Genomic DNA, 13157 nt, shown 5'->3' on the forward strand with positions numbered 1-13157 from the left:
TTTTTTCAAGCAATTAACTGGTTTGGCTTTGTCTGAATTCAGCAGTATATCGGCTTTTCATGAAGCATTATACGCCGGCAGAACAACCTGTACGGGAGTGGTGCAATATTACCTGGACCGTATAGCAAAGACAAAACATCTGAATGCGTACCTGGAGGTTTGGGAAGAGGAAGCCCTTCAAAAAGCGCGCGAGCTGGATACCCGTCTACAAAATGGGGAAAAGCTGGGGCCGCTGGGGGGCGTTGTGATCGGGATCAAAGATGTGATCTGCTACAAAGGCCATAAAATAAGTGCGGCATCGAAGATGCTGGGAGGGTTTACATCCATGTATTCTGCCACCGCAGTCGAAAGATTACTGGAGGCAGATGCCATTTTGATCGGTAATCTCAATTGCGATGAATTCGCCATGGGGTCTACCAATGAAAATTCGGCCTATGGACCAGTACTCAATGCATTGGATACCAGCCGTGTACCTGGTGGATCATCAGGCGGATCGGCAGTAGCTGTGCAGGCAGATTTATGTATGGTGAGCCTGGGTAGTGATACCGGTGGATCTGTACGTCAGCCTGCTGACTTCTGCGGAATCGTTGGTTTAAAACCGACTTATGGGCGGATCTCCCGTTACGGACTGATCGCCTATGCGTCCTCTTTTGATCAGATCGGTGTCTTTGGCAGGAATGTTGCGGATGTGGCTGGAGTACTTCAGCAAATAGCAGGGCCCGATGCCTACGATAGCACAGCATCTTCCCAGGAAGTTCCTGATTATCAGACACGGGCACACAATAAATCCTTTAAAATAGCGTATTTAAAGGACGCATTGTTTCACCCGGGCCTGGATCCGGAAATGAAGGATGAGTACCAAATCTTTTTTGAAGAACTGGAAGCCGCAGGGAATTCAGTTACAGCGGTGGATTTCGCTTACCTTGACTATGTAGTTCCAGCATATTATGTATTGACTACAGCAGAGGCATCCTCCAATCTTTCCCGCTTTGATGGGGTCAAATATGGACACCGGACACCGCTTCAAAATTTAGATTTAACAGATTTTTATAAGAAAAGCAGATCGGAAGGTTTCGGTATAGAAGTAAAACGGCGTATATTACTGGGCACTTTCGTGCTAAGCGCAGGATATTACGATGCTTACTTCACGAAAGCGCAGCAAGTGAGAAGACTGGTAGTTAACAAATTATCAGAAATCCTATCAACTTATGATGCGATTTTGATGCCAACGGCACCTTCCACAGCATTTAAAATAGGGGAAAAAACAGATGACCCCATTGCTATGTACCTTGCAGATATCTACACGGTCCTGGCAAATCTGGCCGGAGTTCCGGCAATTTCAGTACCTTTGCAACGGCATTCAAACGGGATGCCATATGGTGTACAGATCATCACAAAGCAATTTAGCGAAGCGCTCCTGTTAGACATTGCAGCACAAGTCATGCAATTGAGGCAGGTCACTCCTGTTTAAAATAAATATGTGTATGAGGAAAATCTTTTTACTACTGCTGTTACCAACTTTGGGTGCATGGCATTTTGAAGCGGTTGGTGGCAACGGCGTACCTAAGAAGGTGGTTACTCCCATAGGAGGCCCAGATACTACGGTATTGAACCACAAAGTTCGGTTACCTAAGGACACTACAGTTGTTCCTTCCGTAACCTCTCAGGCCGTGCGTCAAAATGCACAGAGCCTGCCGTCCAGCATCAGCAGTCCGAAGGTCTATGAACAGATCAACAACAACATTGTAGCTGGATACATCAATAACTTTGCCAGCAGGTATAGTCAACACCTGCAGGTAATGATCTCCAGAGGTCAGCCCTACTTTGTAATGGTAGAAAAGATCTTCAGGGAACATGGTATTCCTGAAGAGATGAAATACCTGGCAGTTATTGAGTCTAGTTTTAACACCAACGCCCGTTCCCGCGTGGGCGCTGTAGGAGCCTGGCAGTTCATGTCCGGTACTGCACGCATCTTCGGTCTGAGCGTAGGTAAGAAAGTAGATGAGCGTAAAGACTTCTACAAATCCACTGTAGCAGCAGCCAAGTTCCTCAATGAACTGTACAACCAGTTCGGCGACTGGTTACTGGTTGTAGCAGCTTACAACTGCGGCCCTGGTGGCGTTCAACGCGCTATGGCAGCAAGTGGTCGCAGCGATTTCTGGGGCATGCAATATTTTCTGCCTGCTGAATCCAGGAACCATGTGTACAAATTCATCGCGACCGGTTACATCCTCGATAGGTTCAATACCTTCTTCGGTGTGGGGAATGATGTCACCAATGACAATCCCGGCGTAACCACTATCAATGTACCGGCTTCTTCAGTAAACTACGCTTCAACTGAACTGTCAGAAGAAGAAATGTACAATACTGTAGAATTCAACATCAGCGGAAAATATCGCCTCGAAGCAATTGCGAAAAAACTGAATATCGAACAGGCACAACTGGAACACCTGAACCCTGATTTCGCAAGAATGATGGCAGGGCCGGAAAACAGTTATGACCTGCGTATTCCGAAAGATAAAATGAAGCAGTTCCAGGCAGAGAAAGAAGAGATCCTGAAAGAATCGCTGGCCCTCATGCTGGATGATAAAGCAACAGGGGTTGACAAGTCTAAGTTTCCACCGCCGGCCAGATTAGTGCCGACACCAGAAGCAAAGGCTGCTAAAACCAAAGCAACTTCAGGCACCGCTACAAAAGCAAAAGGACCAGTTGCTAAGAAAGGATCAGTTGCAGCGAAAAAGAAAGCTACGGTTAAGAAAACAACAACTACTAAAAAGACCGCTGCCGCAAAAAAGAAGACAACGCACAAGAAATAAGATATTAATTTTAAAAAAAGCCGCTCATACCGAGCGGCTTTTTTTTGTTTTCTCCTTAAGTATTTAGATATTTGTCTAAATATTTAACACATGAATACCGTCTTCAAAGCGCTCAACGACAAAACCCGTCGGGACATTCTTGAACTCCTCAAAGACGGGGATAAAACCGCCGGGGACATTGCCGATCATTTTCAATTCTCGAAACCCACCATTTCGCACCACCTGGATCTGCTCAGGCAGGCTGAGCTCCTCACCAGTGAGAAAAAGGGACAGTATATCTATTATTCCCTTAATACTACTGTTGTGGATGAGCTGTTGAAATGGGTATTGCAATTCACGCCATCATTCAATCAAAATCCCGCATATGAAAACAAATAACTGGTGGAAAGAGCTGCCTTTTGTGCTGCTCATTGCCCTCCCCTGGATCGTATTTTTCACATTACGTGATAGCTTGCCTGCACAGGTACCTTCTCACTACTCTATTACTGACCACGGCTGGGTAATAGACAGCTATATGAGCCCGCTCGCCTTTGTCATTATGTTCACCCTTATGAGTGGATTTATCTATTTGGTCATGACCCTGCCCGCATTAGTGGCTAAGGCCCCCTTCGCCTGGCTGTATTATTTCAAACTGGCGCTGATTATCTTCTTTGATATCATGGTCATCTCTACACTCACCGGTATAGACATGGGGACAGATACTTTTTCAAATCTTACCATGTTTGCGCTTTGCCTGACTATAAATGGATTTGTATACTGGAGTTTCAAAGCAGGGAAGAAATTGGGGAAACAACCCATCTCCGAAAAATACTACAATATCATCTGGGCAGGCACACACTTCATTACTTCCCTGCCATTGGTATTAGGCATCTTTGCTTCCCAGCACTGGGTAAGTGAACGGACCATACCACAGGCTGTTTTCCTTTTCATCGCTGTTATTTCGAACCTGACGCACAATGTAAAACCTAATCATTTTATAGGTATTCGTACTCCCTGGACGCTGGCTGATGAAGATGTGTGGAGAAAGACCCATCGGGTCTGTTCAAAATGGTTTTTTGCAGGAGGATTGACAGGCTTTGTATTGAGTATGGTAGCTCCTATTTCATGGGTACATCGCTTATTGTACATTATTCCGCTATCCTGTACCGCTTATGCCATGATCTATTCTTATTGGTTGTATAAAAAAAGGGTTTCTGTTTAACAGAAACCCTTTTCAATATTATGCGTTGCTTACCTGCAACTTATTGGCTGTTATCTTCTTGACCAGATCCAGCAGTGGTCCTGTCATAAACGTAGTAGCCAGTGCCATCAATACCAGCATCGCAAATACTACAGGCGAAAGGATGCCCAGGTCGTAACCAATATTCAGCACCACCAGCTCCATCAATCCTCTTGTATTCATTAATGCCCCAATGGCCAGTGACTCTGCCCAGGGTTGTCCCATCAGTTTTGCCGTCAAAGCACTACCACCCAGCTTACCACCTACAGCCACCAGCATGATCAGGCCGAATGCTGCCCAGAGATGGCCCTGACCTAACAATCCGATCTGTGTACGTAAACCGGTAAAAGCAAAGAAAATAGGCAATAACAAAAGTACACTTACATCTTCCAGTTTATCAGTCAGTAGCTTTTGTACCGATGCTTCAGCAGGAATGATCACACCAGCCAGGAATGCACCAAACAAAGCATGAATGCCAATGGTCTCAGCTACAAATGCACTCAGCAGCATCAGGAAAAATGCCACTGCTACGGTTGCTTTTTCTTTTCCTGCTGCCATCAGTTGTGGGATCTTTTTTGCCAGCAAAGGTTTGATTGCATAAAGCATTACACCCAGGAATGCCATCGCCATTACCAGTGTAATCAAAGCGCTCCAGATAGAACCGGCTTTTACTACAGTAATGACTACTGCCAGTATACACCAGGCCGTCACATCGTCCGCCGCAGCACAGGTAATAGCTAATATACCCAGTGGAGTACCACTCAGCTTCCGTTCCTGCACAATACGGGCGAGTACCGGAAATGCAGTGATGCTCATGGCAATACCCATGAACAATGCAAAGGAAAGAAAACTCACATTCGGCATGGAAAATTGTGTATACAGGTTATAGGCCAGTAATACACCCAGGAAGAAAGGCAGTACAATACTGGCGTGACTGATCATGACGGCATCGTGTGCTTTATTTTTTACCTTGGCTACATCCAGTTCCATACCCACTACAAACATGAAGAAGGCCAGGCCGATCTGGCTCAGGAACTGCAGGTTTTTAAAACTGTCAGGCGGAAACAGGAAATCTTTCCCTTCGGGCCACAGCATGCCCAGGAGGGAGGGGCCCAGGCAAACACCTGCTATAATTTCACCTACTACTGAAGGTTGGCCGATACGATTGGCCAGCCATCCAAATATTCTTGCTACGAGTACGATAATGAGTACCTGGAATAATAATAAGGAAAGAGGCTGTTGCATATTGTGGAGTAAGGTAGCGCCAATCCCGCTACCGGAAACGGCACCATGAGCGGCTGGGGCCGTAGCGTTGCTGACAATACGGGCTGCACCCGTTTTCAGGGGCAGATGGTTGCCCTGTCTGATCACAAGCCAGGTAAGGCCTCCGAATACGCCGATGATGGCAGGGTATAACAACAGTTTCTTTCGCATAGTCACAATTTTTATTGGTCAAACAACAAGTCTGCCACACGAAAGATAATAATAATCTTTAATTGCTACCGCACTGCAGGTGCTGCTATAATCGCTCAATAAGGCTGCTGTAGCAGGAAGCAATGAAAGATTCCATTGAGAATGTCATATCGAGGTGTTTTGTGTTTAGATGCATGTAATGAAATAATCCCGCTGAATAAAGGCTTTCAGCTGTTTGCCTGTAAATAAACTGCTGGTCCTCTTTCATCATTATCCTGTATTAAAAAAGTATGAATCTTTTCAAATCCTATTAGTAGTTTGTAACTTCTACAATAACTTGTCTAGCATATGGATACCAGGAGAGACTTTCTTAAAAAAGCTGCGATATTATCAGGCAGCGCCGGACTGGCGGGCGTATTACCACCTGCCATTCAAAGAGCATTGGCCATTGACCCTGCGCCGGGCAGCACTTATCTGGATGCTGAGCATGTGGTGATCCTCATGCAGGAAAACAGGTCCTTTGATCACTGCTATGGTACACTGCGTGGTGTACGTGGTTTCAATGATCCGCGTGCTATTCAGCTGGCGAATAAAAACCTGGTATGGTTGCAGTCGAATAAAGAAGGAGAGACTTATGCACCGTTCCGTTTGGATCTGAAGGATTCTAAAGCAACCTGGATGAGCTCTTTGCCGCATAGCTGGGAGAACCAGGTAGATGCGCGTAATGGTGGAAAGTATGACAGGTGGCTGGATGTAAAACGCTCCGGGAATAAGGAATATGCACACCTGCCTATGACGATGGGATATTATACCCGTGAGGATATTCCGTTCTATTATGCACTGGCCGATGCTTTCACTATTTGTGACCAGAACTTCTGTTCATCATTGACGGGAACTACACCAAATCGCCTGTATTTCTGGACGGGTACTTTGCGAAACCAGGAGGGGATTCCGGCGGTGCGTAACAATGAATGTGATTATCCCCAACCAGGTAGCTGGACCACTTATCCTGAGCGACTGGAAGATGCGGGCATTTCATGGAAAGTGTATCAGAATGAACTGAGTGTGGGCGTAGGTTTTGATGGGGAGGAAGATGCCTGGCTGGCGAACTTTACGGACAATCCACTGGAGTTCTTTACTCAATACAAACCGCAATTATCAGCAGCGCATTTGAAGTATGTGCAGCATGAGATAGCACGTTATCAAAAAGAATTAGAAGATAAATCATTGCCACATGATGAGAGAGCTGATCGCGAAGAGAAACTGGCAGCGCTGAAAAAACATCATGAACAATATAATGAAAAGGTATTTGCAGCATTGTCACAACGCGAGAAGAACCTGCATGAAAAAGCGTTTGTAACGAATAAGAAAGATCCGGATTATCATCAGCTCACACCATTGCGGTATCATGATGGCAATGTAGAAAGAGAAGTGAAAGTGCCCAAGGGAGATGTGTTGTACCAGTTCCGCGAAGATGTGAAAACAGGGGCTTTACCGACAGTATCATGGTTGGTAGCACCTGAAGCATTTTCAGATCATCCGGGTTCACCATGGTATGGAGCCTGGTACATTTCAGAGGTGATGGATATACTGACACAGAATCCGGAAGTATGGAAGAAGACGGTTTTCATTCTGGCCTATGATGAGAATGATGGCGATTTCGATCACATACCACCCTTTGTGCCACCACATGGAAAGGGGCACGGTAAGGCTTCTGAGGGAATTGACCTGGCAGCGGAGTTCGTGACCCGTGAGCAGGAGATGAAGAAGAAGGGCTGGGAAGAGGATGATATTCGGGAGAGCGTAATTGGTTTAGGTTATCGTGTACCCCTGGTCGTTGCATCGCCCTGGAGCAGGGGTGGGGTGGTGAATTCACAGGTGTTTGATCATACATCTACCCTGCAGTTCTTAGAGAAATTCCTGGCGCATAAGACGGGGAAGAAGGTGATAGAGACGAATATCAGTAACTGGAGGCGTACGGTGTGTGGAGACCTTTCTTCCGTGTTTCAGCCGTTTACGGGTGATAAACCAACCGGGTTAACGCCGATAGTACGTGATGAATATATTCAAACGATTCACATGGCGAAATTCAAAGGGATTCCGGCTGGCTTTAAGTTGCTGACGAAGGAGGAAATTGCGGCGATTAATGCAGATCCTGTGAATGCCCCATATATGGCGAAGCAGGAGAAGGGAACGAAATTGTCTTCGCCATTGCCTTATGATATGCATGTGGATGGGATGTTGAGTAAGGATAAGCAAAAGTTTGAGATTAGCTTTGGCAGTGGAAAAGGAGTGGGGGTACCTTTTAATGTATATAGACCGGCAGATGCGCAGTCATGGGCATATACGGTGGCGGCAGGAGATACCTTGCAGGATGAGTGGGGACTGGAGAATGGCAGATATCATTTAAGGGTGTATGGGCCGAATGGGTTTTACAGGGAGTTTAGAGGAGATGGGAATGACCCGGCGCTGGAATGTGTGTGTAAGTATGAGGCGAAGGGAAAATTGGTGTTTCACCTGAAGAACCTGGATGTTGCAAAAAAGCAGGAAATTACGATTAGAGATAATGGGTATAAGAGAGGGGAGCAGAAACATGCTTTGGCAGCAAAAGCGGGTAAGCAGGTGGTGTATGCATTGTCAGATCACGGTGGATGGTATGATTTCAGTGTGGTTGTAGATGGATGTGAAAAGCGGTATGCAGGGAGAGTGGAGACAGGGGCGATGAGTATTACGGACCCGGTGATGGGGCGTACCATATAAATAAAGATGGCTTCGATCTTCATGGTGGCGCTGCCACCATGAAGATCGAAGCCGGTGCGGAAAAAATTACGGTCTCCAAAGGAGGCCGTAATTTTTTCCGCTATTTAGTAAGGGAGAAGGGCCTATCCGCCATTGCCGTTCCTCTTGATTTTTCCGGCTGATCAGACATTTCCAGGTGCAACACCCCACCATTGGTGATATCTGTATGTGATAACCAGTCTCTGCTCAGTACTTTCCCATTCAGCGTAGCTGACTTAATATACACGTTCCTGGCAGAGTTATTATTCGCTTCAATCACAAACTCCTTTCCATTCTCCAAAGCAATCGTCGTCTTATTAAACACCGGGCTACCCAGCACATACTGATCCGTTCCCGGGCACACACTATAAATCCCCAGGGCACTCAGTACATACCATGAAGAAGTTTGCCCCTGGTCCTCATCTCCCGGATACCCGTTCTCCGTGGCATTATATAATTTCTCCATCACTGTTCTTGCCCAATACTGCGCCTTCCAGGGCTGTCCCGCATAATTATACAAATACACCATATGCTGGATCGGCTGATTGCCATGCGCATACTGCCCCATATTCGCCATCACCATTTCCGTCATCTCGTGTATAGGCCCTCCATAAGTGCCCACCTTATAAGTGTTAGGAGACGAAAATACTGTATCCAGTTTATGCACAAACGCACTATCACCGCCCATCAGGTTGATCAGGCCTTTGATATCGTGAAATACAGACCATTGCCAGTGCACCGCATTCCCCTCTGTGAATGGTCCACCCCACTCAATCGGGTCAAAATCTCCTTTAAAACTCCCATCTGCCTGCCGTCCTCTCATATATCCTGTCAGGCTATCATATACATTCTTATAGTTGTACATCTGCCGGCCAAACACGCCTTCACAAAAAGTATTACCAGTTTGTTTTGCCAATGTATACCCGCAGAAATCATCATACGCATATTCCAGTGTCTTGGCAGTCGCCTCCCTCACACCCGGGTAGGGGCAGTAGCCCAGAGTATAATATTCTTTCCAGCCATCACGGCCATTTGCCGGCCCCCAGGGTCCTTTGTTCGTGGCCTCATGCAGGTAGGCCTTCAATGCTTTTTGCGGATCGAAAGTATGTAATCCTTTCGCCCATGCATCTGCCAGTAATGAGATGGCATGGTTCCCGATCATACTACCTCCTTCCCCGGGAAATGACCATGAGGGCAACCAGCCACATTGATCATATGCATCCAGCAAAGCTGCTACATAGCGGCCATGCATGGTGGGGTGCAGCAATGCATTGAGTGGAAACTGTGCCCGGAAGGTATCCCAGAATCCTGTATCTGTATAAAGATAGCCGGCATGCACCTTATCATCATAAGGGCTATAGTAATACGGTAGTCCGTCTTTATCATATTCAAAAAACTGGCGGGAGAACAGGCTGGCTCTAAAGAAGCAGGAATAAAAAGTGGCTTTTTGTGCAGGCGTACCTCCTTCCACTTTTACTTTTCCGAGGTAATCATTCCATACTTTCCATGCGGCATTTTTTGTCTGATCGAAAGTAGCAAAGCTGCCCAATTCCCTTTGCAGGTTGAGCGCCGCCTGATCCTGGCTGATGTAGCTGCTGGCTGTTTTTACCTGTACGACTGCACCTTTTTTAAATTTGATATAAGCATTTTGACCATGCAGGGTATCGGCTGTAGTGGTACCGGTCTTGCTATCCCACACACCATAGGCAGTGAATGGCTGATCGAACTGCAGTACAAAATGGCTGCGCAGTTCCCTGGATAACTGGTGTCCGTTGTTGATATAGCCAATGATCTTTCTTTCCGCAGGAATGATCTGCACATCGCTGATCCGGGTATAGCCGTCCAGCACTAACCATGCATCACCGGAGCGGGGAAATGTAAAGCGCAGGTGTGCCCCTCTTTCGGTAGGTGCAATTTCGGTGGTGATGTGATTGTTCAGCGTAACCTTGTAATAGTTTGGTTTTGCGATCTCATTTTTATGACTGAACCGTGCTGCACGCTGGAACTGGTTAACAGCTAATTTGCCCGTAACGGGCATGAGCGAGAATACACAATAGTCATTGGACCATGAGCTACATTGATGGGCTTGTTGGAAGCCGCGGATGCTGTCTTTTTCGTACTGGTATTTCCAGCCGTCACCATTTACCCCTGTTTGTGGTGTCCAGGTATGCATTCCAAATGGAAGGGCAGTAGTTGGATAGGTGTTACCTCTGGTAAGGGTGAAACTGGAGTTGGTACCCTGGAGGGTATTGACGTACCTGACCCGGTCGGTGGTGTCGGCCTGGCCTTTAGTGTCAGCAAATAGGGACTGGCAGTATAATATACTGCACAGCATGAGACCTTTCTTAAGCATGATCGTGGATATTTTAGCAGGCGTGAAAGTAGTTAAAAATATTTCACAGGTCAATGTTTTTGGTTTGCTTTTCCCATGCCTGCTGCTGAGCAGTGGCCGGCATCGGGAAGTTCCTAATGCTTATATTTGCAACAATAAAATCAGTTAGAGTATGGAATCATTAAAAGGTAAAAATGCGTTGATCACAGGCGCGGGTAAGGGGATAGGGAAGGCAGTGGCGCAACAGCTTGCAGCAGAAGGCGTGAACCTCGCACTGATCGCACGTACGGAAAAAGATTTACAGGCAGTAGCTGCTGAACTGGCAGGTACTGGTGTAAAGATCGTATATGCTACGGCTGACGTAGCAGACAGGCAGGCAGTAGAAGCTGCTATTGCTAAACTCAGCGCAGAACTGGGTACCATTGATATCCTGATCAATAATGCGGGTGTGGGTAAGTTTGGCAAATTCATGGACCTGACGCCAGAAGAATGGGAGAATATTGTAAAAGTAAACCTGTTTGGTGCTTACTACACTGTACGGGCAGTATTGCCTGGTATGCTGTCACGGCAGACAGGAGATATTGTGAATATCTCTTCCACAGCCGGTAAAAATGGTGCTGCAGTCACCAGTGCTTACAGCGCCTCCAAGTTTGGATTGATTGGAATGTCTGAGTCACTGATGCAGGAAGTGCGGAAGTCTAACATCCGTGTAACTACGCTGACACCGAGCACCATTGCTACTGATATGGCGATTGATCTGAAGCTCACTGATGGTAATCCTGAGAAGGTGATGCAGGCAGAAGATTTTGCAGAGTTGATTGTGAGTCAGCTGAAGCTGAACAGGAGAGTGTTTGTGAAAGAAGCGGGTATCTGGTCTACCAATCCATAAAAAATGGCGGCCTTGTAAGGCCGCCATTTTTTTCCCCATTGAGAAAAGAAAGCATTAATGCAGTAATGCCAGTGCTGCTTCAAACTGTGGCTGCCGCATCTCTGTCAGCGCCTCCTGCATCAGCATCTTCCCATACAGGATCTTCCCTTCATAACTACCTAAGTTCACCTCACCCTTACTCATCATTTTCTTCACTTCCAGTAGCGTAGGTACTTTCATATCCTGATCATGTGTATCCTTCATTTCAGCTGCCATTCTCAGGAAGATAGTACCATAATAGAGGAACACCACTTGCCGCATGAGATAGAACTTCGCTCGCTGCAAAGCTGTCGGTGCCTCACCAAAATAAGCAGTGAGGAATGTATCAATATGCTGTTCATTCGCTGCAAAGTACAAGGCTACTACAGCCAGATCCACATACCTGTCATTTTTAAAACCGGCTTCCCAGTCAATGAGCCAGATCTTTTCTCCATCATACAGCACATTTGCCGGATTCAGGTCATTGTGTGATGATACCAGTTCATCATGGATAGGATAAACAGATCGTATCCGCTCGAAATGCCTGAAATGTTCTGCGGTCGCACTTTCCGGGAACATCTTTGTTTCCAGGAAGCGATCTCTGAAAGCGATCATACCTTCCATAAAATTGATCAATGGCGGAAAGAGAGGAAGTGCATGAATATCTTTTACTTTTTCAGCAATACGTTTCAGCTGAATGTCTTTGTCGGGGAGCCCTACCCAGATTGGCGGGCCGGCGATGAATGCACAAATAGAAACAGCGGCATCAGCATCAGCATACAGTACTGCCGGTGCAATACCTGCATCAGCAGCAGCACGCAGACATGTATATTCACGGGCAGGGTCTACCAGTTCATTTGTCGCCATAACAAGCCTTAGAATATAGGCTTTGCCGTTTACCTGGATCTTGTAGACCAAGGCGGGTGATAATCCCCGGGTCATGAGTTCAATGGCTTCTACAGCAGGTGTCCCAAAAGTTTGCTGCAGGGCAGCTTCTACCACCTTTAGTTTGTGCGGGGGTAAAATGGAAAGAAGGGCGTTATTCATATATTAAATAATGTTGCCGCCAAGTTCTGTGAGCATATCTGAAAAGGCATCCAGTTTTTTGGCTTTGGCAGTGGTGATAGTATCTGTGGAAAAAATATCCTGGGCTACAACTTCGGCAGAGACAAGGGCTTCTTCAAAGATCTGCTTACCAATATCGGTCAGCCCGACATAACTGACACGGGCATCTCTTTCATAAGCTTCGCGCTGTACAAGGCCTATTTTCTCCAAAGGGATCAGCATGCGGGTAACGCCCGAGGCAGTAAACCCTATTTTCTCGGCAAGGTCCACCCGGCGGAGTTTCTGCCCCGGAGCTTCGTGCAGGATAAGGAGGATGGCAAAGTCAGTATAACCAATGCCATGGCCGGATAAGCGGGTTTCCAACCTGCGGGAAAGGATGACATGCGCCTTTGAGAGGTTGAGGATGAGTTTTAATGATGGACTAATGGGAGTCATAATATTTAGTTGTAAAATACTTGACATGTCAAGTATTTAGCGAAGGTAGGGGTTTGGTTGTAAAAAACAAAATTCACTGATCCTGGTAGTTTATCATTTAAATTTATTGCAGCCGGCCGCAGGGATGCTGGTTGACTATTTTTGTATAAATTGATACACCACCCCCACTTTGGTGTTAATTAATTCCTTAAC

10 protein-coding genes are annotated in these 13157 nt (G+C 46.4%); 6 read left to right on the forward strand and 4 right to left on the reverse strand.

Going from position 1 to position 13157, the window contains the following annotated elements; translation table 11 throughout:
* Window positions 1-28 precede the first annotated feature (28 nt).
* The 4 genes from gatA (at window position 29) to DXN04_RS29535 (ending at window position 4017) form a co-directional block, all read left to right on the forward strand.
* The gene (gene gatA, locus DXN04_RS29520; RefSeq protein WP_116857101.1) at window positions 29-1471 is read left to right on the forward strand and encodes an Asp-tRNA(Asn)/Glu-tRNA(Gln) amidotransferase subunit GatA; all 1443 of its coding nucleotides are present in this window, start codon (window positions 29-31) and stop codon (window positions 1469-1471) included.
* A gap of 13 nt (window positions 1472-1484) precedes the next feature.
* Window positions 1485-2816, forward strand: coding sequence for a lytic transglycosylase domain-containing protein (locus DXN04_RS29525; RefSeq protein ID WP_158569230.1), 1332 nt, complete (start codon window positions 1485-1487; stop codon window positions 2814-2816).
* Between the two features lie 90 nt (window positions 2817-2906).
* Window positions 2907-3194: an autorepressor SdpR family transcription factor gene (locus tag DXN04_RS29530; RefSeq protein ID WP_116857023.1), complete on the forward strand. Its 288-nt coding sequence runs from the start codon at window positions 2907-2909 to the stop codon at window positions 3192-3194.
* Window positions 3181-4017 (forward strand): SdpI family protein, encoded by an 837-nt coding sequence (locus tag DXN04_RS29535; RefSeq protein WP_116857024.1) that lies wholly within the window; start codon window positions 3181-3183, stop codon window positions 4015-4017. The genes DXN04_RS29530 and DXN04_RS29535 overlap by 14 nt, the downstream gene beginning before the upstream one ends.
* A gap of 18 nt (window positions 4018-4035) precedes the next feature.
* On the opposite strand, the gene DXN04_RS29540 is transcribed toward DXN04_RS29535, so the two are convergent.
* The gene (locus DXN04_RS29540; RefSeq protein WP_116857025.1) at window positions 4036-5469 is read right to left on the reverse strand and encodes a cation:proton antiporter domain-containing protein; all 1434 of its coding nucleotides are present in this window, start codon (window positions 5467-5469) and stop codon (window positions 4036-4038) included.
* A 327-nt stretch (window positions 5470-5796) separates the two neighbouring features.
* Between DXN04_RS29540 and DXN04_RS29545 the strand changes: the two genes are divergently transcribed.
* On the forward strand, window positions 5797-8208 hold the full coding sequence (locus DXN04_RS29545) for a phosphocholine-specific phospholipase C (RefSeq protein WP_116857026.1): 2412 nt from the start codon (window positions 5797-5799) through the stop codon (window positions 8206-8208).
* Between the two features lie 100 nt (window positions 8209-8308).
* Here DXN04_RS29545 and DXN04_RS29550 read toward each other — a convergent pair whose 3' ends face one another.
* On the reverse strand, window positions 8309-10579 hold the full coding sequence (locus DXN04_RS29550; RefSeq protein WP_116857027.1) for a GH92 family glycosyl hydrolase: 2271 nt from the start codon (window positions 10577-10579) through the stop codon (window positions 8309-8311).
* Between the two features lie 151 nt (window positions 10580-10730).
* Here DXN04_RS29550 and DXN04_RS29555 point away from each other — a divergent pair, with 151 nt between their 5' ends.
* On the forward strand, window positions 10731-11447 hold the full coding sequence (locus DXN04_RS29555) for a 3-ketoacyl-ACP reductase (RefSeq protein WP_116857028.1): 717 nt from the start codon (window positions 10731-10733) through the stop codon (window positions 11445-11447).
* Window positions 11448-11501: 54 nt separating this feature from the next.
* Here the strand turns inward: DXN04_RS29555 and DXN04_RS29560 are convergent, their stop codons facing one another.
* Both DXN04_RS29560 and DXN04_RS29565 read right to left on the reverse strand, forming a co-directional pair.
* The gene (locus DXN04_RS29560) at window positions 11502-12512 is read right to left on the reverse strand and encodes a phosphotransferase (RefSeq protein WP_116857029.1); all 1011 of its coding nucleotides are present in this window, start codon (window positions 12510-12512) and stop codon (window positions 11502-11504) included.
* Window positions 12513-12515: 3 nt separating this feature from the next.
* Entirely contained in the window at window positions 12516-12992 is a 477-nt protein-coding gene (locus DXN04_RS29565; RefSeq protein ID WP_199415168.1) for a MarR family winged helix-turn-helix transcriptional regulator, read from the reverse strand.
* Window positions 12993-13157: the final 165 nt, after the last annotated feature.

This window comes from Chitinophaga silvisoli (assembly GCF_003412465.1).
Taxonomy (GTDB): Bacteria; Bacteroidota; Bacteroidia; order Chitinophagales; family Chitinophagaceae; genus Chitinophaga; species Chitinophaga silvisoli.